This is a genomic window from Pseudomonas sp. TH10, from assembly GCF_016651255.1.
GTDB lineage: Bacteria > Pseudomonadota > Gammaproteobacteria > Pseudomonadales > Pseudomonadaceae > Aquipseudomonas.
The window spans coordinates 1-22,659 of record NZ_JAEKEG010000050.1; the positions used below are offsets into that span (position 1 = coordinate 1).

Annotated in this window: 18 protein-coding genes, 3 tRNA genes and 1 pseudogene; 19 read left to right on the forward strand and 3 right to left on the reverse strand. The window is 59.5% G+C overall.

Annotated features, from left to right (window positions below):
* The 14 genes and pseudogenes from glmM to JFT80_RS07790 all read left to right on the forward strand — a co-directional run.
* A pseudogene (gene glmM, locus JFT80_RS07725) lies at positions 1-817 on the forward strand (phosphoglucosamine mutase); the annotation flags it as partial.
* Between the two features lie 66 nt (positions 818-883).
* Positions 884-1,639 carry a triose-phosphate isomerase gene (gene tpiA, locus JFT80_RS07730; protein ID WP_201147472.1) on the forward strand — a complete coding sequence of 252 codons (756 nt, stop codon included), beginning with the start codon at positions 884-886 and terminating at the stop codon, positions 1,637-1,639.
* A 4-nt stretch (positions 1,640-1,643) separates the two neighbouring features.
* Positions 1,644-2,030: a preprotein translocase subunit SecG gene (gene secG, locus JFT80_RS07735; protein WP_090175639.1), complete on the forward strand. Its 387-nt coding sequence runs from the start codon at positions 1,644-1,646 to the stop codon at positions 2,028-2,030.
* Positions 2,031-2,052: 22 nt separating this feature from the next.
* A tRNA-Leu gene (locus tag JFT80_RS07740) sits at positions 2,053-2,138 on the forward strand.
* Between the two features lie 97 nt (positions 2,139-2,235).
* Positions 2,236-2,312 (forward strand) — tRNA-Met (locus JFT80_RS07745).
* Between the two features lie 139 nt (positions 2,313-2,451).
* Positions 2,452-2,910 (forward strand): ribosome maturation factor RimP, encoded by a 459-nt coding sequence (gene rimP, locus JFT80_RS07750; RefSeq protein ID WP_201147473.1) that lies wholly within the window; start codon positions 2,452-2,454, stop codon positions 2,908-2,910.
* Positions 2,911-2,957: 47 nt separating this feature from the next.
* Positions 2,958-4,439 carry a transcription termination factor NusA gene (nusA, locus tag JFT80_RS07755; protein WP_077571038.1) on the forward strand — a complete coding sequence of 494 codons (1,482 nt, stop codon included), beginning with the start codon at positions 2,958-2,960 and terminating at the stop codon, positions 4,437-4,439.
* 27 nt (positions 4,440-4,466) lie between these two features.
* Positions 4,467-6,998: a translation initiation factor IF-2 gene (gene infB, locus JFT80_RS07760; RefSeq protein WP_201147474.1), complete on the forward strand. Its 2,532-nt coding sequence runs from the start codon at positions 4,467-4,469 to the stop codon at positions 6,996-6,998.
* 160 nt (positions 6,999-7,158) lie between these two features.
* Positions 7,159-7,557 (forward strand): 30S ribosome-binding factor RbfA, encoded by a 399-nt coding sequence (gene rbfA / locus JFT80_RS07765; RefSeq protein WP_201147475.1) that lies wholly within the window; start codon positions 7,159-7,161, stop codon positions 7,555-7,557.
* A gap of 4 nt (positions 7,558-7,561) precedes the next feature.
* Positions 7,562-8,479 (forward strand): tRNA pseudouridine(55) synthase TruB, encoded by a 918-nt coding sequence (gene truB / locus JFT80_RS07770; protein WP_201147476.1) that lies wholly within the window; start codon positions 7,562-7,564, stop codon positions 8,477-8,479.
* 117 nt (positions 8,480-8,596) lie between these two features.
* Complete coding sequence (gene rpsO / locus JFT80_RS07775; RefSeq protein WP_003177875.1) at positions 8,597-8,866, forward strand: 30S ribosomal protein S15; 270 nt, start codon at positions 8,597-8,599, stop codon at positions 8,864-8,866.
* 193 nt (positions 8,867-9,059) lie between these two features.
* The gene (gene pnp, locus JFT80_RS07780; protein ID WP_053117036.1) at positions 9,060-11,165 is read left to right on the forward strand and encodes a polyribonucleotide nucleotidyltransferase; all 2,106 of its coding nucleotides are present in this window, start codon (positions 9,060-9,062) and stop codon (positions 11,163-11,165) included.
* A 214-nt stretch (positions 11,166-11,379) separates the two neighbouring features.
* Positions 11,380-11,455, forward strand: a tRNA-Thr gene (locus JFT80_RS07785).
* 135 nt (positions 11,456-11,590) lie between these two features.
* Positions 11,591-11,890, forward strand: a complete 300-nt coding sequence (locus tag JFT80_RS07790) for a DUF6388 family protein (RefSeq protein WP_201147477.1) — start codon at positions 11,591-11,593, stop codon at positions 11,888-11,890.
* 54 nt (positions 11,891-11,944) lie between these two features.
* Here JFT80_RS07790 and nadC read toward each other — a convergent pair whose 3' ends face one another.
* Positions 11,945-12,793, reverse strand: coding sequence for a carboxylating nicotinate-nucleotide diphosphorylase (gene nadC / locus JFT80_RS07795; RefSeq protein WP_201147478.1), 849 nt, complete (start codon positions 12,791-12,793; stop codon positions 11,945-11,947).
* A 195-nt stretch (positions 12,794-12,988) separates the two neighbouring features.
* Between nadC and ampD the strand changes: the two genes are divergently transcribed.
* The 3 genes from ampD to JFT80_RS07810 all read left to right on the forward strand — a co-directional run bounded on the left by ampD (position 12,989) and on the right by JFT80_RS07810 (position 16,581).
* On the forward strand, positions 12,989-13,549 hold the full coding sequence (gene ampD / locus JFT80_RS07800) for a 1,6-anhydro-N-acetylmuramyl-L-alanine amidase AmpD (RefSeq protein WP_045060034.1): 561 nt from the start codon (positions 12,989-12,991) through the stop codon (positions 13,547-13,549).
* Positions 13,546-14,382, forward strand: a complete 837-nt coding sequence (gene ampE / locus JFT80_RS07805; RefSeq protein WP_122837472.1) for a regulatory signaling modulator protein AmpE — start codon at positions 13,546-13,548, stop codon at positions 14,380-14,382. Before ampD ends, ampE begins: the two co-directional genes overlap by 4 nt.
* Before the next feature lie 168 nt (positions 14,383-14,550).
* Positions 14,551-16,581 carry a methyl-accepting chemotaxis protein gene (locus JFT80_RS07810; protein ID WP_201147479.1) on the forward strand — a complete coding sequence of 677 codons (2,031 nt, stop codon included), beginning with the start codon at positions 14,551-14,553 and terminating at the stop codon, positions 16,579-16,581.
* A 165-nt stretch (positions 16,582-16,746) separates the two neighbouring features.
* Here JFT80_RS07810 and JFT80_RS07815 read toward each other — a convergent pair whose 3' ends face one another.
* Positions 16,747-17,547 (reverse strand): TatD family hydrolase, encoded by an 801-nt coding sequence (locus JFT80_RS07815; protein WP_201147480.1) that lies wholly within the window; start codon positions 17,545-17,547, stop codon positions 16,747-16,749.
* A gap of 3 nt (positions 17,548-17,550) precedes the next feature.
* Positions 17,551-18,546 (reverse strand): catabolite repressor/activator, encoded by a 996-nt coding sequence (cra, locus tag JFT80_RS07820; RefSeq protein ID WP_201147481.1) that lies wholly within the window; start codon positions 18,544-18,546, stop codon positions 17,551-17,553.
* 306 nt (positions 18,547-18,852) lie between these two features.
* Here cra and ptsP point away from each other — a divergent pair, with 306 nt between their 5' ends.
* The gene (gene ptsP, locus JFT80_RS07825) at positions 18,853-21,714 is read left to right on the forward strand and encodes a phosphoenolpyruvate--protein phosphotransferase (protein WP_201147482.1); all 2,862 of its coding nucleotides are present in this window, start codon (positions 18,853-18,855) and stop codon (positions 21,712-21,714) included.
* Positions 21,714-22,655 carry a 1-phosphofructokinase gene (gene pfkB / locus JFT80_RS07830; protein WP_201147483.1) on the forward strand — a complete coding sequence of 314 codons (942 nt, stop codon included), beginning with the start codon at positions 21,714-21,716 and terminating at the stop codon, positions 22,653-22,655. The genes ptsP and pfkB overlap by 1 nt, the downstream gene beginning before the upstream one ends.
* The last annotated feature ends 4 nt before the right edge of the window (positions 22,656-22,659 follow it).

Below are 22,659 nucleotides of genomic sequence, written 5' to 3' on the forward strand. Positions count from 1 at the left end.
GAAGATCGTGCTCGACTGCGCCCACGGTGCGACCTACAAGGTGGCCCCGAGCGTATTCCGTGAGCTGGGGGCTGAAGTCGTAGTGCTTTCCGCCCAGCCCAACGGCCTGAACATCAATGACAATTGCGGTTCGACCCACATGGGCCAGTTGCAGGCTGCCGTACTGGCCGAGCATGCAGACCTGGGTATCGCCTTTGATGGCGATGGCGATCGGGTATTGATGGTCGATCACACCGGGGCCATCGTTGATGGCGACGAGTTGCTGTACATCATTGCCCGCGACCTGCATGAGCGCGACAAGCTGCAGGGCGGCGTGGTCGGTACCCTGATGAGCAACCTGGGCCTGGAGCTGGCACTGGCTGAGCTGTCGATTCCTTTTGTTCGCGCCAATGTCGGTGACCGGTATGTGATTGCTGACCTGCTCGAGCGCAACTGGCTGGTGGGTGGCGAAAACTCCGGGCATATCGTGTGCTTCAGCCACACCACTACGGGCGATGCGATCATTGCGGCGCTGCAAGTGCTGATGGCGCTCAAAACTCGCGCCGAAGGCCTCGCCCAGGCACGCCAGGCGCTGCGCAAGTGCCCTCAGGTGCTGATCAATGTGCGTTTTGGCGGCGGCGCCAACCCGCTTGAACATCCGGCAGTCAAGGAGGCCAGCCAGCGCGTTACTGACGCCATGGCGGGTCGTGGACGCGTGCTGTTGCGCAAGTCCGGTACCGAGCCGCTGGTGCGTGTCATGGTCGAAGGCGAGGACGAAACACAGGTTCGCGGCTACGCCGAAGAGCTGGCAAAGCTGGTTACTGAAGTTTCTGCCTGAATTCGGCTTGCAAGCCATGATTGTGTTGGGTAACATCTGCGCCCACTTTGACCGACGAGGTACAGCATGCGTCGCCCTATGGTAGCTGGTAACTGGAAGATGCACGGTACCCGCGCCAGCGTCGCTGAGCTGATCAACGGCCTTCGTCATCTGGCCTTGCCAAGCGGTGTTGATGTCGCGGTATTCCCGCCTTGCTTGCATATCAATCAAGTGATTGATGGTTTGAAAGGTAAATCGATTTCGGTCGGTGCGCAGAATTCTGCGGTGGAATCCATGCAAGGTGCATTGACCGGTGAAATTGCACCGAGTCAGTTGGTGGATGCAGGTTGTTCCCTGGTGCTTGTCGGGCACTCCGAACGCCGTCAGATTATGGGCGAGCGAGACGGAATGCTGAATCGCAAGTTCGCAGCGGCACAGGCATGTGGCTTGATTCCGGTGTTGTGTGTAGGGGAAACCCTGGAACAGCGCGAAGCCGGGAAAACTCTTGAGGTTGTCGGGCGTCAGCTGGGCAGCATCATCGAGGAGCTGGGTGTAGGTGCTTTTGCCAATGCAGTCATTGCTTACGAGCCTGTCTGGGCCATTGGTACCGGACTGACTGCAACGCCGCAACAGGCTCAGGATGTGCATAAAGCCATTCGCGAGCAGTTGACGGCAGAGAATTCTGAAGTCGCACGAGGTGTGCGGCTTCTATACGGCGGCAGCGTGAAGGCGGCCAATGCGGTCGAACTGTTCGGCATGCCGGATATCGATGGGGGGCTCATTGGTGGAGCTTCCCTGAATGCAGATGAGTTCGGTGCGATCTGTCGCGCCGCGGGAAACTGAAAAAATGCTGGAAACAGTCGTAGTCGTTTTTCATCTGCTGGGTGCATTGGGCGTAGTTGCTCTGGTTTTGCTGCAGCAGGGTAAGGGTGCGGACGCTGGCGCGTCTTTCGGAGCAGGTGCTTCAAATACTGTGTTCGGAAGCCAAGGTTCCTCTACCTTTCTTAGTAAGTTTACTGCTATACTTGCCGCCGGTTTCTTCATAACCAGCTTAGGGTTAGGTTACTTTGCTAAAGAGAAGGCTCATCAGCTGACTCAAGTAGGTTTGCCAAACCCAGCAGTGTTGGAAGTACCTAAGCAACAACAACCGGCTTCTGATGATGTCCCGGTGCTTCAAGAGCAAAAGTCGGCTACTCCAGCGACTGACGTACCTCCAGCTCAAGAGCAGAAGTAAGAAGAGTTTCAAATGTAGTTTTGCCGAGGTGGTGGAATTGGTAGACACGCAACCTTGAGGTGGTTGTGCCCATAGGGTGTAGGGGTTCGAGTCCCCTTCTCGGTACCAATTAGTCAGGAGAGCCCGCTGTTGCGGGCTTTCTTGCAGGTGGAAGGTTACATTGACCCTATAAGGGATCGGTCGTATACTTCCGCCCCAGCTTTGTCGCGGGGTGGAGCAGTCTGGTAGCTCGTCGGGCTCATAACCCGAAGGTCGTCGGTTCAAATCCGGCCCCCGCAACCAGTTTAAGGAGCCCCTTTTAAGGGGCTTTTTGTTAGCTGGACACTTTCAACGCCGCTGTTCGACGGCGTTTCAAGGATGGGCGTTATGCCCATTTTTTTATTTTGCATAGCATGCACATATCATGCACTAGGGGGTTCAGGTGTCGAGCAAGCTAGAAGAGTTGCAGGCCTTGCTGGCCCCGGTGGTCGTGGCCCTAGGCTATGAATGCTGGGGTATCGAGTTTTCGGCTCAAGGTCGTCACTCGATGTTGCGCGTTTATATCGATAAAGAGGGTGGCGTGCTGGTGGACGATTGCGCCATTGTCAGCCGTCAGATCAGCGGTGTACTGGATGTTGAAGATCCAATCACTGTTGAGTACACCCTCGAAGTTTCCTCGCCTGGCATGGAGCGCCCACTGTTCACTCTTGAGCAGTTCGCCCAATTTGTCGGTGAACAAGTGAAGATCAAGCTGCGCTCGCCTTTTGAAGGTCGGCGCAATTTTCAGGGCCTTCTGCGCGGTGTAGAAGAGCAGGATGTCGTGGTGCAGGTAGATGACCATGAGTTCCTGTTGCCGATCGATATGGTCGACAAGGCCAACATTATTCCCAGTTTTGACTGAGACGCGGATCCCGCGGATCCAATGGCTTGCGAAAGGCGAGGCGTACGATGAGCAAAGAAGTACTGCTGGTTGTTGAGTCGGTATCCAATGAAAAGGGCGTACCGGCAAGCGTAATTTTTGAAGCGCTGGAGCTGGCTTTGGCCACTGCTACCAAAAAGCGTTTTGAAGACGAAGTTGACCTGCGTGTGGAAATTAACCGCCACACCGGGGCATACGAAACTTTCCGTCGCTGGACGGTCGTCGAAGAGAATGATCTCGACGATCCGGCCATTGAAACCTGGCCGAGCAAGGTTGCTGAAACGCATCCTGGCGCCAAGGTCGGCGACGTCGTCGAAGAAAAAATCGAATCCATCGAGTTCGGCCGCATTGCTGCACAGACTGCCAAGCAAGTCATCGTGCAGAAAGTGCGTGAAGCCGAGCGTGCTCAAGTGGTCGATGCTTATCGCGAGCGCCTGGGAGAAATCATCTCCGGCACCGTGAAAAAAGTCACCCGCGACAACGTGATCGTCGACCTGGGCAACAACGCAGAAGCGTTGCTGGCTCGTGAAGACATCATCTCCCGCGAAACTTTCCGGGTTGGCGTGCGTTTGCGTGCGCTGCTCAAGGAAATCCGCACCGAGAACCGCGGCCCGCAGCTGATCCTGTCGCGTACCGCGCCGGAAATGCTGATCGAGCTGTTCCGCATCGAAGTGCCGGAAATTGCCGAAGGCCTGATCGAAGTAATGGCTGCGTCCCGCGATCCGGGTTCGCGCGCCAAGATCGCCGTCCGCTCCAAGGACAAACGCATCGACCCGCAGGGCGCTTGCATTGGTATGCGCGGTTCGCGCGTCCAGGCAGTGTCGGGCGAGTTGGGCGGTGAGCGTGTTGACATCGTTCTGTGGGACGACAACCCGGCTCAGTTCGTGATCAACGCCATGTCCCCGGCTGAGGTTGCGGCAATTATCGTTGACGAAGATGCCCACGCAATGGACATCGCCGTTGGCGCAGACAATCTGGCTCAGGCCATCGGTCGCGGTGGTCAGAACGTACGTTTGGCTAGCCAGTTGACTGGCTGGACCCTGAACGTGATGACCGAATCGGACATCCAGGCTAAGCAGCAAGCAGAAACCGGCGACATCCTGCGCAACTTCATCGACGAGCTGGAAGTCGACGAAGACCTGGCACAGGTGCTGGTAGATGAAGGCTTCACCAGCCTGGAAGAGATTGCCTACGTACCGTTGGAAGAAATGCTCAACATCGACGGCTTTGACGAAGATACCGTCAACGAGCTTCGCGCTCGTGCCAAGGATCGTTTGTTGACCAAAGCCATCGCTACTGAGGAAAAGCTGGCAGACGCCCATCCGGCCGAAGACCTGCTCTCGCTTGAGGGTATGGACAAGGATTTGGCGATGGAACTGGCGGTGCGCGGCGTAATTACCCGCGAAGACCTGGCCGAGCAGTCTATTGACGACCTGCTCGACATCGACGGCATTGACGATGATCGTGCCGGCAAGTTGATCATGGCCGCCCGAGCCCACTGGTTCGAGTAATTAGGCGCGGCCTGAGGAGAGAAGTGCATGACGCAAGTCACGGTGAAACAACTGGCCGATGAGGTCAAAACACCGGTAGAGCGCCTGTTGCAGCAGATGCGTGAGGCAGGTCTGCCGCACACCGCCGCCGAAGAAAATGTGACTGACAGTGAGAAGCAGTCTCTGCTGACTCACTTGAAAAGCAGCCACAAGGCGAAAGTGGAAGAACCACGCAAGATCACGCTGCAGCGTAAAACCACCAGCACCCTGCGTGTGGCTGGTAGCAAAAGCATCAGCGTAGAAGTTCGCAAGAAGAAAGTTTTCGTACAGCGTAGCCCGGAAGAAATCGAAGCCGAGCGCAAACGCGAACTGGATGAACGTCGCGCAGTAGATAATGCTGCTCGTCAGAAGGCTGAAGAAGAAAGCAAGCGTCGCGCCGAAGAAGAAGCGCGTCGCCAGCCTGCTACTGCGCAAACCGCTACCAACGACGCAGTCGCGGCTCCTGCTGCGGCCGCCGAACCTGTGCGTGAAAGCGCTCCGGTTGTGGCTGCTGCTCCAGCACCGTCTGCAGACGTTCGTAACAAGCAGAACGAACAGCGCCGTCCGGACAAACCACGTGCAGACGATAACAATCGTCGCAGCGGTGGTGGCGATGGCGAGCGCAAGAACGCTCCGCATCGCGCTTCGGTTAAAGAAAAAGCGCCGGCTCCACGTGTGGCGCCACGCACTACCGACGAAGAAAGCGATGGTTTCCGTCGTGGTGGTCGCGGCAAGGCCAAGCTGAAGAAGCGCAACGCTCACGGTTTCCAGAGCCCAACCGGCCCTGTCGTGCGTGATGTGCAGATCGGCGAGACCATCACTGTTGGCGATCTCGCCAATCAGATGTCGGTCAAGGCTGCTGAAATCATCAAGTTCATGTTCAAACTGGGTACTCCAGCGACCATCAACCAGGTGCTTGATCAGGAAACTGCTCAACTGGTAGCCGAAGAACTGGGCCACAAAGTGACCCTGGTCAGCGACACCGCCCTGGAAGATTCCCTGGCCGAGTCCCTGAAGTTTGAAGGTGAGTCGTTCTCCCGTGCTCCAGTCGTGACCGTAATGGGCCACGTTGACCACGGTAAAACTTCCCTGCTCGACTACATCCGTCGTGCCAAGGTTGCTGCTGGCGAAGCCGGTGGTATCACCCAGCACATCGGTGCATACCACGTTGAAACCGAACGCGGCATGGTCACCTTCCTCGACACCCCGGGTCACGCCGCGTTTACCGCAATGCGTGCTCGTGGTGCCAAGGCGACCGACATCGTTATTCTGGTAGTTGCAGCGGACGACGGCGTGATGCCGCAGACCATTGAAGCTGTTCAGCATGCGGTAGCGGCTGGCGTGCCACTGGTTGTTGCAGTGAACAAAATCGACAAGCCGGGCGCTGATCTCGATCGCATCCGTAGCGAACTGTCGGTTCACGGCGTGACTTCCGAAGAGTGGGGCGGTGATACGCCGTTCGTACCGGTGTCGGCGAAAGTCGGTACTGGCGTCGACGAGCTGCTTGAAGCCGTTCTGCTGCAAGCTGAAGTTCTCGAACTGAAAGCGACTCCATCGGCTCCTGGCCGTGGTGTTGTGGTTGAATCGCGTCTCGACAAAGGTCGTGGCCCGGTGGCAACCGTTCTGGTTCAAGACGGTACCCTGCGCCAAGGCGACATGGTCCTGGTCGGTTCGAACTATGGTCGCGTTCGCGCCATGCTCGACGAGAACGGCAAGCCAATCAAGGAAGCCGGTCCTTCTATCCCTGTCGAGATTCTCGGCCTGGACGGTACCCCGGACGCTGGCGACGAGATGAGCGTGCTGTCGGACGAGAAGAAAGCCCGTGAAGTGGCTCTGTTCCGTCAAGGCAAGTTCCGCGAAGTCAAACTGGCTCGCGCTCACGCCGGCAAGCTGGAAAACATCTTCGAGAACATGGGCCAGGCAGAGAAGAAGACGCTTAACATCGTCCTCAAATCTGACGTCCGTGGTTCGCTGGAAGCGTTGAACGGCGCCTTGAACGGCCTGGGTAACGACGAAGTGCAAGTGCGTGTTGTCGGTGGCGGTGTCGGTGGTATCACCGAGTCCGACGCCAACCTGGCACTGGCTTCCAACGCTGTACTGTTCGGCTTCAACGTGCGTGCCGATGCTGGCGCTCGCAAGATCGTCGAGCAGGAAGGTCTGGATATGCGTTACTACAACGTGATCTACGACATCATCGAAGACGTCAAGAAAGCCCTGACCGGCATGCTCGGCAGCGATGTTCGCGAGAACATCCTGGGTATCGCCGAAGTGCGTGACGTGTTCCGTTCGCCGAAGTTTGGCGCGATCGCAGGCTGCATGGTGATCGAAGGTGTTGTGCACCGTAACCGTCCGATCCGTGTACTGCGTGAAGACATCGTTATCTTCGAAGGCGAGCTGGAATCCCTGCGCCGCTTCAAGGATGACGCTTCCGAAGTACGTGCCGGCATGGAATGCGGTATCGGCGTGAAGAGCTACAACGACGTCAAAGTCGGCGACAAGATCGAAGTCTTCGAGAAGGTTCAGGTTGCTCGCAGCCTCTAACTCGCGCACTTCAGGAGCCGTGATGGTCGGCCGCACTCAAGGGTGTGGCGCATCACAAGGACTCTAAACGCAACGCCCGGTCTGGCTTTTGTCAGGCCGGGCGTTTGCCGCTTTCAGACCTTGCGGGTTTCACCGTGGGGCAGTAACAGGTAACAAAATCATGGCAAAAGAATACAGCCGTACCCAACGTATCGGCGATCAGATGCAGCGCGAGCTGGCCCAACTGATCCGTCGCGAAGTCAAAGATCCGCGCGTAGGCCTGGTCACCATTACCGCTGTGGAAGTCAGCCGTGACGTCGGTCACGCGAAAATTTTCATCACCGTGATGGGCCAGGACAACGCTGAAGACATCGCGCAAAGCATCAAGGTGCTGAATGCCGCCGCAGGTTTCCTGCGTATGCAATTGGCTCGCGAGATGAAGCTGCGCAGCGTCCCGCAATTGCACTTCCACTACGACGAATCCGTCGTGCGTGGTGCGCACCTGTCGGCCCTGATCGAGCGCGCCGTGGCTGAAGACAATCAGCACCCGGCGGCTGAACCTGAAGACACCAAGGAGTAATTCGGTGGCTCAGGTCAAACGTATCCGTCGTAACGTCAGTGGCATCATCCTGCTCGACAAGCCGTTGGGTTTCACCTCCAACGCCGCGTTGCAGAAGGTTCGCTGGCTGCTCAATGCCGAAAAAGCCGGGCACACCGGTAGCCTCGACCCATTGGCCACCGGCGTTCTGCCGTTGTGCTTCGGCGAAGCAACCAAGTTCTCGCAATACCTGCTCGATTCCGACAAAGGTTATGAAACCCTGGCGCAACTGGGCAAGACCACCACCACGGCAGACGCCGAAGGTGAGGTTTTGCAGGAGCGCCCGGTGACCGTTGGTCGCGTCGATATCGAAGCGGCTTTGCCAAAATTCCGTGGGCAAATCAGTCAGATACCGCCTATGTACTCGGCGCTCAAGCGTGACGGGCAGCCGCTGTACAAGCTGGCTCGTGCAGGCGAAGTAGTGGAGCGTGAACCGCGTTCTGTTACTATTGCGCGCTTGGAATTGCTGGCCTTCGAAGGCGATACTGCGCGACTTGCGGTGGATTGCAGCAAGGGCACCTATATTCGCACCCTGGTGGAGGATATCGGTGAGCAACTCGGTTGTGGTGCGTACGTCGCAGAATTGCGCCGTACCCAGGCCGGGCCTTTCACCTTGGCGCAGACGGTTACCCTCGAAGAGCTGGAAGCGGTACATGCCGAAGGCGGCAACGAAGCGGTCGACCGTTTCCTGATGCCATCGGACAGCGGTCTGCTGGATTGGCCGCTGCTGCACTTCTCCGAAGCTAGCGCGTTCTACTGGCTCAACGGCCAGCCGGTACGTGCTCCGGACGCGCCGAAGTTCGGCATGGTACGGGTACAGGATCACAATGGTCGCTTCATCGGTATCGGTGAAGTGAGCGAAGACGGGCGCATCGCGCCACGTCGCTTGATTCGGTCAGAATGACCGGACGAGTGTGGCTGTTAACAGGCACGGTCACGACTCATTTATAGATACAGGGATTTGTCCCTGGCCTGTTGAAGCTGTTTCCCTGAAACAGTTTCCTGATAAAAGGATTGCCTCATGGCTCTCGACGTTCAAGAAAAAGCTCAAATCGTTGCTGACTACCAGCAAGCTGTTGGTGACACTGGTTCGCCAGAAGTGCAAGTTGCACTGCTGACCCACAACATCAACAAACTGCAAGGTCACTTCAAGGCCAACGGTAAAGATCACCACTCCCGTCGTGGTCTGATCCGCATGGTAAACCAGCGCCGCAAGCTGCTGGACTACCTGAAAGGCAAGGATCTGGGTCGTTATCAGACTCTGATCGGTCGCCTGGGTCTGCGTCGCTAATCAGCGATTGCGCTATGAGGTTGGTGGTCTGTCAGGCGTCAGCGGTTTACCGCTGGCGCCTTGCAGGCTCCCAGCCTCAAGTTTTATCTGGATACACGTTTTACCCTGGACAGGCGTTGGGCCGATTCCCGACATTGCCCAAGAATTCGCAAGAAACCAGTTCCCCCAAGAGCCACAAAGAAGGTAGGACACCGTGAACCCGGTAATCAAAAAATTCCAGTTCGGTCAATCGACCGTTACCCTCGAGACTGGCCGTATCGCCCGTCAGGCCTCCGGCGCAGTATTGGTCACCGTTGACGACGACGTCAGCGTATTGGTGACTGTAGTCGGTGCAAAACAAGCCGATCCAGGCAAGGGCTTCTTCCCTCTGTCCGTTCACTACCAGGAAAAGACTTACGCTGCCGGTAAGATCCCTGGCGGTTTCTTCAAGCGCGAAGGCCGTCCTTCCGAGAAAGAAACCCTGACTTCCCGACTGATCGACCGTCCGATCCGTCCGCTGTTCCCAGAAGGCTTCATGAACGAAGTGCAGGTTGTCTGCACCGTCGTTTCCACCAGCAAGAAGACCGATCCGGACATCGCTGCGATGATCGGTACCTCGGCTGCCCTGGCCATCTCGGGTATTCCTTTCGACGGCCCGATCGGCGCCGCTCGTGTAGCTTTCCACGAAAGCACCGGCTACCTGCTGAACCCGACTTACGAGCAGCAAGCTGCTTCGAGCCTGGACATGGTCGTTGCCGGTACTTCGGACGCTGTGCTGATGGTTGAATCGGAAGCCAAAGAGCTGACCGAAGACCAGATGCTGGGCGCGGTACTGTTTGCTCACGACGAATTCCAGGTTGTGATCAACGCGGTTAAAGAACTGGCCGCTGAAGCTGCCAAGCCAACCTGGAACTGGGCTCCGGCTCCAGAAGCCACCGAACTGCTGGGCGCTATCCGTGCCGAGTTCGGCGAAGCGATCTCCCAGGCTTACACCATCACCATCAAGGCCGACCGTTACGCTCGCCTGGGTGAGCTGAAGGATCAGGTTGTTGCCAAGCTGTCCGGTGAAGAAGGTCAGCCTTCGTCCAGCGAAGTCAAAGCTGCTTTCGGCGAAATCGAATACCGCACCGTTCGCGAAAACATCGTAAACGGCAAGCCACGTATCGACGGCCGCGACACCAAGACCGTACGTCCGCTGAACATCGAAGTCGGCGTTCTGCCGAAGACTCACGGTTCGGCGCTGTTCACCCGTGGTGAAACTCAGGCTCTGGTAGTCGCGACTCTGGGTACTGCCCGTGACGCACAACTGCTGGACACCCTGGAAGGCGAGAAAAAAGACCCGTTCATGCTGCACTACAACTTCCCTCCGTTCTCGGTGGGCGAGTGTGGTCGCATGGGTGGTGCTGGTCGTCGTGAAATCGGTCACGGCCGTCTGGCCCGTCGTTCGGTTTCGGCCATGCTGCCAGCCGCCGACGTGTTCCCGTACACCATCCGCGTTGTATCGGAAATCACCGAATCCAACGGTTCGAGCTCGATGGCTTCGGTCTGCGGCGCTTCCCTGGCCCTGATGGACGCTGGTGTGCCGATGAAGGCACCGGTTGCCGGTATCGCCATGGGTCTGGTTAAGGAAGGCGAGAAATTCGCAGTCCTGACCGACATCCTCGGCGACGAAGACCACTTGGGCGACATGGACTTCAAAGTAGCCGGTACCGCCAAAGGTGTGACCGCGCTGCAGATGGACATCAAGATCAAGGGCATCACCGAAGAGATCATGGAAATCGCTCTGGGCCAAGCCCTGGAAGCGCGCCTGAACATCCTCGGTCAGATGAACCAGATCATCGGCCAGTCGCGTACCGAACTGTCGGCCAACGCTCCGACCATGATCGCGATGAAGATCGACACCGACAAGATCCGTGACGTTATCGGTAAAGGTGGCGCGACCATCCGTGCGATCTGCGAAGAAACCAAAGCTTCGATCGACATCGAAGACGACGGTTCGATCAAGATCTTCGGCGAAACCAAGGAAGCTGCTGAAGCTGCACGTCAGCGCGTTCTGGGTATCACCGCTGAAGCCGAGATCGGCAAGATCTACGTCGGCAAAGTTGAGCGCATCGTCGACTTCGGCGCATTCGTCAACATCCTGCCGGGCAAGGACGGTCTGGTGCACATCTCGATGCTGAGCGACGCTCGCGTAGAGAAGGTGACCGACATCCTGAAAGAAGGCCAGGAAGTGGAAGTGCTGGTACTGGACGTGGACAACCGCGGCCGTATCAAGCTGTCCATCAAAGACGTGGCAGCGGCCAAGGCTTCGGGCGTTTAATCACCCCATCGCTTGAAAGCTTCGACGTTGTAAAAAATGCCCCGCAGTGAACGCTGCGGGGCATTTTTTTGCTCTGTACAGAAAGATCAAAAGATCGCAGCCTGCGGCAGCTCCTACACGGTTTCAATGTAGGAGCTGCCGCAGGCTGCGATCTTTTGTTATTAGGGCGTATGAAGTTGCCTGACTCTATAGTCAGTGCTAGGTTTAGCCCACCGCCCGTGTAGCTCAGCCGGTAGAGCAGCGCACTCGTAACGCGAAGGTCGCAGGTTCGATTCCTGTCTCGGGCACCAGCGACACGTTGTTTTCAGATGATCCACGAATGGTTCTGAAGGCCAGACAAGCCGGGCTTCAATCGGTTTATTTGCGTCAGAGAGATCCTTGATGATCCAGATCCATCCTCCATTCTTATGATCAGAGAGAACGCCATGACCGAATTAACTCAAGAGCAACGTCACGAAAAAGCGCTGGAAAAGTACATCCTGGACGTTCCGGATCTGAAAGAAGAGATCAAGGACCTGAGTCCCGATGATCAGAAAGATCAGATCCAATGGGCCTTTGAAGACGAAGCCGAATCCCAGGGCCTGCAGCCGTGGGAGCTGACGCTCAAGTACACGAGCACGCCGGAAGAGTTCGAAGCGCAGCGCCTTGTGCTGCACAAGGAAGCGGCCGAAGTATTGGGCGTCGACTGGGACGAGTACTGCGAGATGAATAATCTGGTGGTGTAATACGTGTGGGAGCGGCGGTCGCACCGCCGCTCCCATCTGTGATGGGGTGTTGCCTTAGATACTCAAGCGCATCGACAGGTCGACCGCTTTGACATCCTTGGTCATCGCACCGATCGAGATGTAATCCACGCCAGTCTCGGCGATCGGCAACAGCGTGCTTTCGTTGATCCCGCCGCTGGCCTCCAGTTTCGCTTTGCCACCGTTCAGGCGCACGGCTTCGCGCATGTCATCCAGGCTCAACTCATCAAGCATGATGATGTCTGCGCCGGCCGCTAATGCTTCCTTCAGCTCATCCAGACTTTCGACTTCGATTTCCACCGGTTTGCCCGGGGCGATCTTGTGCGCGGCGGCAATAGCCTGCGCGATGCCACCGCTGGCAGCGATGTGGTTTTCCTTGATCAGGAACGCGTCATACAGGCCAATGCGGTGGTTGTGGCAACCGCCGCAGGTGACCGCGTACTTTTGCGCCAGGCGCAGGCCGGGGAGGGTTTTACGGGTGTCGAGCAGCTTGACCTCAGTGTTTGCAACGAAATCCGCCAGGTACCGGGCGCGAGTGGCAACGCCCGACAGCAGTTGCAGGAAATTCAGTGCGCAGCGCTCACCCGTCAGCAGAGACCGCGCCGGGCCTTCGAGGTGAAACAGTGCCTGATTGGGTTGCACCCGGTCGCCGTCACTCACCTGCCAATGCACTGCCACCCGCGGGTCCAGCTGCCGGAACACGGCATCGACCCAGGCGGTACCGGCGATGACGGCTGCGTCTCGAGTAATGATGGTGGCTTTGGCCAGGCGTTCGGCCGGGATCAGTTGCGCGGTGATGTCGCCGCTGCCGATGTCTTCGAGCAACGCACGGCGCACGTTGGCTTCGATTTCGGCGGTCAAATCGGCGAGACGTAGATTCGGCATAACGGGCTCCACAAACAAAGTGGTTCGATTATAGGGGCATGGCGCGGGCCAACCCAAGGCATCAGAAGCCCTGCGCGGTGGTGAAACCTGCATTTGGTCGCCTAGCCCGGGAGATCAATCGTGGCAAGTGATCGCGCACGGAGGGTCTATCGCGGCATACTGGGGGCCAATACAGTCGACCCTGAAGGAGCCGGTATGCAGTTGGACCCCGCGAGTGGTTGGTGTGAAGGTGCCCAGGTCTGCCCTTCGCCCAACTTCAATGCGCGCCCTACGGATGAAATTTCCCTGCTGGTGATCCACAACATCAGCCTGCCGCCAGCGCAATTCGCCACCGGCAAGGTGCAGGCGTTTTTCCAGAATCGCCTGGATGTCACGGAGCATCCGTATTTTGCCGGAATTGCCGATCTGCGGGTGTCCGCGCACTTTCTGATTGAACGAGACGGCACCCTGACTCAATTTGTCTCCTGCCTTGAGCGTGCCTGGCACGCGGGGGTCTCGGTTTTCGAAGGGCGGGAAACTTGTAACGATTTTTCCGTGGGCATTGAGCTTGAAGGCACCGATGATCAACCTTTCACCGATGCTCAATACGAGGCGCTGACGGGGCTGACCCGACAATTGCAGAGGGCTTTCCCGGCCATCACGCCACAGCGTATTTGCGGTCATAGTGACATCGCACCCGGTCGCAAGACCGATCCGGGGCCAGCGTTCGACTGGGCACGCTATCGCGCAGCCCTGGCAAAAGAGGAACAACAATGAGTTTTCTGGTGTTGCTGTTGGCGGTCTGGATCGAGAAGTTCTCGGCCCTGCGTCATCGGGTCCAGCGCGACGGCGGATGGTTGCGCGAACTGCACAAGCTTGAAGCCAGCCCCCGCCTGGCGAGCCACCCATGGCTGGTGCTGGTGATTCTGGTGTTGCTGCCGGTTGCGCTGCTGGGCCTGCTATTGGTCGTCCTCGATCCGGTGGCCTACGGCTTGTTGGCCTTGCCTGTGCATTTGCTGGTGGTGATCTACAGCCTGGGCCGCGGCGATCTGCTCGCCGGCCTCGGCCCTTTCCGCGACGCCTGGCGCCGGGAAGACTTGCAAGCGGCCGGGCATGTGGCGAACCGTGATCTGGCTATCTGCGCAGACAGTGGCGAACAGTTGCTCGAACGCGTCCAGGCTCACTTGCTGTGGGAGGCCTACCAGAGTTTCTTTGCGGTGATCTTCTGGTACTTCCTGCTGGGCCCGGTCGCGGCACTGAGCTATCGCCTGCTGGCACTGGCCGAAGTCCACTCCCGGAACCCCGCCGTCGCCGAGCGTGCCGCGCAATTGCGCCATGCCTTCGACTGGATACCGGTACGCCTGTTGGCGGCGAGCTTTGCATTGGTCGGCAACTTTGTTGCGGTCAGCCGTGTCATGCTCCACGAACTGCTGAACTGGGACATCAGCGCGGCCCAGCTGATCGAAAAAGTTGGCCTGGTGGCCGGCGAGATCCCGGCACCGGTGGTCGGCCCGGACGGTATCAACAGCCTCGACCGGATCTGGGAGCTGCTGCTGCGCGCAGCCGTGCTCTGGTACGCCGGTTTCGCCCTGTGGACAGTCCTTCCCTGAATCCTGCCACCTGAACGACGAAGATCGATGCACACGATCTTCGTCGTTAACCTTAAGTTACAAAACCTCCCTTCGATTTGAGCTATACAGAGATGGCGCTCGATAGTGGCTATCTGCTGTCGCCTCGCGCCTGCCAATAAAAACAAGAAAAACCAAGGGAGACTTCCAGTGAAGAGCTTGCTCTATCCCGCCGTCTCGCTGATGAACCGTCTGAGCTTCGGCATGAAGTTCAGCCTGATCAGCGTGCTGTTCCTGGTGCCGATGCTGGTGACCAATTTCTATCTGGTGCGCGACTCTTATCGCGAGTTTCAGGGGACTCAGGTGGAGTTGCAAAGCCTCGACCTGCTGGGCAGCAGCCTGACCCTGCGCCGGGATCTGGAGACCCTGAACAATCTGGTGCAGATCAACGTCACCCTCGGTCAGTCCGGCAAGGCCGGTAACATCGAGTCGCAGATCACCACGCTCGAACAAAGTCTGCTTGCCCGGCTGCAAGGCCTGAAAGCGATGACTGATGATTCCGGGCAGATCAAGGTGTTTGAAGGCAAGCGCGATGAAATGATCACCGCGTTCAAGGCCCAGCAAGCGGAAAGCTCCCTGCAAAGTAAAAGCGCTTTGATCGGTAAACTGCTCGGCAACGCGCAGATTTTCAGCCAGATCATTGCCAGTCAGGCCGGCCTGAGCCGCGATACGCAAAGCGACATGCGGCAACTGACCGAACTCATTACCACCGTTACGCCTGCGGTCACCCAGTTGCTGGGTGAAGGGCGGGCCATGGGTGCGTTTTCCCTGGGGCAGGGCTTTCTCAATTCGGCGTCGAGCACTCGCTTCGACGAGCTGTTGGCACAAATCGAAAAGCTCCAGGGCGAGTACGGGCTGAAGCTGCAGGACGCACTCGGTTCAAGCAAGGCGGCCAGGGAAAGCCTGACGGCTCAAGCCGACATCAGCCAGTCGACCCTGAAAAAAGCCATCGAGCTGTTTGAAGAGCAGGTGGTCATGGCTGACACGTTGGACGCGCCTTGGCAGGGTTTCTACGACCAGGTCACGGGCCTGATGGACCAGACCTACCAGCTCAATGAAGCCACCCTGAAATTCCTCGGGACCCAGCTGCAGCAACGCCTTGAGCAGAACCGCACGCACATGGTGCTGCAGGCTGTGGCGTTATCGGTGGTGTTTGTGCTGATTTTCTATCTCTACGGCGGTTTTTACGCCTCCACACGTACAACGCTGAAACGCCTGGGCGCGATGATGGACAAGGTTGCGGCCGGCGACATGACGGTCAACTTCGTGGCGCACAGCCGCGATGAGCTGGGCGAGTTGGGCGAAGTGTTCAACGGAACGGTGAAGAAAATTCATGACTTGATCGAGCGCGTCGGCCAAACCGTCGGCGAAGTCGAGCGGCAGGCCGGACAGGTGGAGAACGTCTCCGCGCAAAGCAATCAGGCCGTCGCCGGGCAGCGTACACAGATCGAGCAAGTGGCGACGGCAATGAACCAGATGTCGGCGACGTCTCTGGAAGTGGCGCGCAGTGCTGCTGCAGCGGTGAGCAGCGCCCACAGCGTGAATGACGAGACCATCAGTGGTCGTGGTCTGGTCGAGTCACAGCAGGGCAGCATTGCTGCGCTGGCCAGCGAGATCGATCAATCGGTGCTGGTGATCAACCAATTGGCCAGTGACAGCCAATCGATCAGTCGCGTCCTGGAAGTGATCAAGAGCATCGCCGAACAGACCAACCTGCTGGCGCTCAACGCCGCGATCGAAGCCGCACGCGCCGGGGAGCAGGGACGCGGTTTTGCGGTGGTCGCAGACGAGGTGCGCACGCTGGCCAAACGTACCCAGCAATCAACCGAAGAAATCGAAAAGATGATCGCCAAACTGCATGGCGGTGTCGGCGCGGCGGTGAAGGCCATGGGCGTCAGCCATCAAATGGCCAATGGCACGGTAGGGCAGTCGGAAAAGGTTCAGCAGGCGTTGGAAAACATCCTCGGCGCGGTGGGCATGATCGTCGACCAGAACCAGCAGATCGCGGCTGCCGTCGAGCAGCAGACGGCCGTGGCGCACGACATCGACCAGAACATCGTCGAGATCAACCGTGCGGGCGAAAGGACGGCCGAAGGGGCGCACCAGACCGAAGACGCGAGCAGGGCACTGTCGGCCCAGGTGGTGGAGTTGAAGCAGCTGATCAGCGCATTCCGGGTCTGACTCCCCGGCTGGCCCTGCAGATGCAAACTCAGCGCAAGCAAGGCTTTGTGGAAGCAAACTTTTGTATGAGCCAACCTCTGTGGGAGCAAAGCTTGCTCGCGATGACGGACTGACATGCAGCACCTATGTCGACTGTCATGCAGCAATCGCGAGCACGCTTTGCTCCTACAGGCCGCTCTGAGTTGGAATAGTCCAATCGAACACTGCGCACGCATTGGCAGTGCTGGCAGCCGCCAACTGCTCGGCACTGACGCCCATGATCGCCGCCAATGCCACACAAATAGCCGGCAAATGCGCCGGGCTGTTTCGCTCGCCGGGGTACATCGCCGGTGCCATGTCCGGCGAGTCGGTTTCCAGCACCACGGCGTCCAGGGGCAACTCGGCCAGCACCCGGTGCATGCGCAGGGCCTGGGGCCAGGTCGCGGCGCCGCCCAGGCCAAGCTTGAACCCCAGCTTGATGTACTCGCGAGCCTCTTCCTTGCTGCCGGCAAACGCGTGGATGATACCCGCGCGTTTCAGGCGCAGGCGTTTGAGCGTGGCGATGACGGCCGCATGGCTGCGACGCACATGGATCAGCGCCGGCAAGTTGAAATCCGCGGCCAGTTGCAATTGCGCTTCGAACAACGCCTGCTGGCGCTCGCGGTCCAGGGTTTCTATGAAGTAATCCAGGCCGATCTCGCCCACCGCGCACACCTGTCGATGGCCGGCCAGGCGCTCGAGCCAGGCGCCCAGCTCGGGTAGATCCTCAGGCTGGTGCTGGTCCAGATAAACCGGGTGCAAGCCGAACGCCGCGTACAAGCCAGGATCGCTTTGCACCAGGTCCCACACCCGCTGCCAGTTATCCTTGAAAACCCCCAGCACCACCATCTGCCGCACACCCAGTGCGCGGCTTTCAGCCAGCAGCGCCGTGCGATCGGCGTCGAAGTCGGCAAAGTCCAGGTGGGTGTGGGTATCGATCAGCTCCACGATTCAGTCCTGGCGAATACGCTGCTTGAAGGTCCGGGCGATGGCTTGCACGCCAGGTTGATAGTCCTGCTGCTCGATGGCTGCCAATGCCAGTTGCAGGGCCTTGTCGGCGATCAGCTGATGTTGCTGGGCCATGGCATTCACCGGCAGTGGCAGGAAATCCAGCAACTGGGTGTCGCCAAATGTGCCAAGGCGCAACGGCCGGGATTTCAGCGGGAAATCGTGCAAGGCATCGAACACGCCCTGCAACAGCACATAGGAGGTGGTAACGAGCGCGTCGGGCAGGTGCCCCAGGCGTTGCAGCATTTGCTCCATCAGCTGCTTGCCACATTCGCGGCTGAAGGATTCGCCGTGCTCTATCAGCACCTCGCCATCAAACCCGGCCAACGCTTGCTTGAAGCCTGCAGCACGCTCCTGGCTGATGCTCAGTTCAGGGCGCGCGCCGATCAGGGCAATCTGCGTGGGCAGGGGCTGCAACAGACTGCGGGTCAATTGCAGACTGGCCTCGCGGTCGTCGCTGATCACCGAGCAGAAATGCTCCGGTTCCATGACCCGGTCGATGGCGATGATCGGCAAGCCTTTGGCCTGCAACTGACGATAACTGTCGTCCCCGGCCGGCAGGCAACTGGCGACGATCAGGGCATCGCAGCGACGCGCGCGGAACAGTTGCAGCAGTTGCCGTTCGCTTTCGGGTGCATCGTCGGAACTGGCGATCAGCAACTGATAGCCGCGCGCCCGCGCCCCTTGCTCCAGCAGTTTGGCGATCCGCGCGTAACTGGGGTTTTCCAGATCCGGCAGAATAAAACCCAACGTGCGGGTGTGGCGGCTGCGCAACCCGGCCGCTTGTGGGTTTGGCGTAAAGCCATGCAGGTCGACCACTGCGCGCACCCGCTCGACAGTGGCGGTGCTGATGCGTTGCTGTTCGGCCTTGCCGTTGATGACGTAGCTGGCGGTGGTCACGGACACTCCGGCCAACCGCGCGATATCACTGAGTTTCAACCCGGGATTTCCTTGTTTTTGCGAGCTTGCCGCAACATTTTCGCCAATCCTACCCGATTAGGGCAGGCGACTATTGTCGCAACGCATCCGACAAGTTGGACTTCAAGGATGGAACATTATCGAGTAACGTGCCGATCAATCTAGATTAAACGTTTCAGCAAGCGTATTTTCTACGTTTTAGACGCCTTTGGCCGGTTCTGCCGTGAAACCGCCAAAACTGCCGCTGAAAAGCGAAGCGTTAGAGCGCCTAAGCTGCAACCATTCAAAACAATACCTGGCGTCATCCGATGCCAAAAAGGAGATCGCATGCTCGAGCTCACTATAGAGCAGATATCCATGGGCCAATCGGCCGTGGATAAACCCGCCGCCCTGCAATTGCTGGCCAATCATCTGGTGGCCGATGGTCTGGTCGCCGACGGCTACCTTGCCGGATTGCAGGCCCGGGAAGCCCAGGGCTCGACCTTTCTCGGTCAAGGTATCGCCATTCCCCACGGCACCCCGGAAACCCGCGATCAGGTGTTCGCCACTGGCGTGCGCCTGATGCAGTTTCCCGAGGGCGTGGATTGGGGCGATGGCCAGATCGTTTATCTGGCCATCGGCATTGCCGCCAAATCCGACGAACACCTGCGTCTGCTGCAACTGCTGACCCGCGCCCTCGGCGAGACTGATCTGGGCCAGGCCCTGCGTCGCGCCAGTTCGCCCGAAGCGCTGCTGAAACTGCTGCAAGGCGCACCGCAGGAACTGGCGCTGGATGCCCAGATGATTGGCCTGGGTGTGTCCGCCGACGACTTCGAAGAGCTGGTGTGGCGCGGTGCGCGTCTACTGCGCCAGGCGGATTGTGTGAGTAATGGTTTCGCTGCGGTATTGCAGCAGGTTGAAGCGCTGCCGCTGGGTGACGGTTTGTGGTGGCTGCACAGCGAACAGACAGTCAAGCGTCCTGGCCTGGCATTCGTGACGCCGGACAAACCGATGCGCTACCTCGGTCAGCCGCTGAGCGGTCTGTTTTGCCTGGCCAGTCTCGGCGAAGCGCATCAGGCCTTGCTTGAGCGCTTGTGCGCGCTGCTCATTGAAGGTCGCGGCCACGAACTCGGTCGGGCCACCAGCAGCCGCAAAGTCCTCGAAGTGCTCGGCGGTGAACTGCCCGCTGACTGGCCGAGTGCACGCATTGCGCTGGCCAACGCCCACGGCTTGCACGCGCGCCCGGCGAAGATCCTCGCGCAATTGGCGAAGAGTTTTAATGGCGAAATCCGTGTGCGCATCGTCGATGGCCAGGACAGCGCCGTGTCGGTGAAGAGCCTGAGCAAACTGCTCAGCCTCGGCGCCCGTCGCGGTCAGGTGCTGGAGTTGATTGCTGAACCGAGCATCGCCGCCGACGCCTTGCCGGCACTGCTCGCCGCCATCGAAGAAGGCCTCGGTGAAGAAGTCGAGCCGCTGCCCGCCATCAGCCAACAGCGCGAAGTGCTCACCGACATCGCCGAAGTGCTGATCGCTCCGGCCTCCGGCAGCCTGCTGCAAGCGATCCCGGCAGCACCGGGCATCGCCATCGGCCCGGCGCACATTCAAGTGCTGCAAGCCATCGATTACCCATTGCGTGGCGAGTCCGCCGCCATCGAGCGTGAGCGCCTCAAGCAAGCGCTGGCCGATGTGCGCAACGATATTCAAGGCCTGATCGAACGCAGCAAAGCCAAAGCGATCCGCGAGATCTTCATCACCCATCAGGAGATGCTCGACGACCCGGAACTCACCGACGAAGTCGACACGCGTCTCAAGCAGGGCGAAAGCGCTGAAGCGGCGTGGATGGCGGTGATCGAAGCGGCCGCCAAGCAGCAGGAATCGTTGCAGGATGCCTTGCTCGCCGAACGTGCGGCGGATCTGCGTGACATTGGCCGCCGCGTGCTGGCGCAACTGTGTGGCGTGGCAACCCCGAGCGAGCCTGAGCAACCGTACATTCTGGTGATGGACGAGGTCGGCCCATCCGATGTGGCGCGGCTCGATCCGGCGCGGGTGGCGGGAATACTGACCGCTCGCGGCGGTGCCACGGCGCACAGTGCAATCGTCGCCCGTGCTCTCGGCATTCCGGCACTGGTCGGTGCTGGCGCAGCGGTGTTGTTGCTGGCGCCGGGCACGCCGTTGCTGCTCGATGGCCAACGCGGTCGCCTGCACGTCGACGCCGATGCGGCGACCCTGCAACGCGCCGCCGAAGAGCGCGACACCCGCGAGCAACGCCTGAAGATTGCCGCCGAACAACGCCACCAACCGGCACACACTACCGACGGTCACGCCGTCGAAGTGTTCGCCAACATCGGTGAAAGCGCCGGTGTGATCAGCGCGGTGGAGCAGGGCGCCGAAGGCATCGGTCTGCTGCGCACCGAGCTGATTTTCATGGCCCACCCGCAAGCGCCGGACGAAGCCACCCAGGAAGCTGAATACCGCCGCGTCCTCGACGGCCTCGCCGGTCGGCCGCTGGTGGTGCGCACGCTGGATGTCGGCGGCGACAAACCGCTGCCGTATTGGCCGATCGCCAAGGAAGAGAATCCGTTCCTCGGTGTGCGCGGTATTCGCCTGACCTTGCAGCGTCCGCAGATCATGGAAGCGCAATTGCGTGCCTTGCTGCGTTCGGCGGACAACCGTCCGCTGCGGATCATGTTCCCGATGGTCGGCAGCGTTGAAGAGTGGCGCCAGGCCCGTGACATGACCGAGCGTCTGCGTCTGGAAATCCCGGTCGCTGACCTGCAACTGGGGATCATGATCGAAGTGCCGTCCGCCGCATTGCTGGCGCCGGTGCTGGCCAGGGAAGTCGACTTCTTCAGCGTCGGCACCAACGACCTGACCCAATACACCTTGGCCATCGACCGTGGCCATCCAACGCTGTCGGCGCAGGCGGACGGCTTGCACCCGGCGGTACTGCAATTGATCGACATCACCGTGCGCGCCGCCCATGCCCATGGCAAATGGGTCGGCGTGTGCGGCGAACTGGCGGCGGATCCGTTGGCGGTGCCGGTGCTGGTCGGCCTCGGTGTCGATGAGCTGAGCGTGTCCGGCCGCAGCATTGCCGAAGTGAAAGCGCGCATCCGCGAACTCAGCCTGACCCAGGCGCAAACCCTTGCTCAACACGCCCTGGCCGTCGGCAGCGCGAATGAAGTACGCGCACTAGTGGAGGCCCTGTAATGGCCAAGATCCTGACCCTGACCCTCAACCCGGCACTGGACCTCACTGTCCAGTTGCCCCGCCTTGAACCCGGCCAGGTCAATCGCAGTGACGAGATGCACACCCACGCGGCCGGCAAGGGCGTGAACGTGGCGCAGGTACTGGCAGACCTCGGGCATCAATTGACGGTCAGCGGGTTTCTCGGTGCAGACAATCCCCAGGCATTCGAGACGCTGTTCGCCAAGCGTGGCTTTGTCGATGAGTTCATTCGTGTTCCGGGTGAAACCCGCAGCAACCTCAAGCTCGCCGAGAGCGATGGGCGCATCACCGACGTCAACGGTCCGGGACCGCTGGTCAGCGTCGCGGCGCAGCAGGCGTTGCTTGACCGCCTGGATCAAATCGCACCCGATCATGACGCGGTCGTCGTCGCCGGCAGCTTGCCCCAGGGTGTCAGCCCGGCATGGTTGCAGGCACTGATCGAGCGTCTAAAGAATCTCGGCCTGAAGGTGGCCCTCGACACCAGCGGCGAAGCCCTGCGCGCAGCGCTCAAGGCCGGACCCTGGCTGATCAAGCCCAACGCCGAAGAACTGGCCGAGGTATTCGATAGCGAAATGGTGTCGGTGGCTGCGCAGGCTGCAGTAGCGGGTCGCCTGCACGCGCAAGGTATCGAGCACGTAGTGATCTCCGATGGCGCGCAAGGTGTGAACTGGTTCAGCGTTGGCTCGGCGATGCACGCCACGCCGCCGAAAGTCAGTGTCGCCAGCACGGTTGGCGCTGGTGATTCGCTGTTGGCCGGCATGCTTCACGGTCTGCTCAGCGCCGACACGCCGGAGCAAACCCTGCGCACTGCCACGGCGATTGCAGCGATGGCGGTGACGCAGATCGGTTTTGGCATCAACGACGCCGCGCAACTGGCGCAGCTCGAACAGGGCGTGCGCGTGCGCCCCCTGACAGAACAATAAGAGG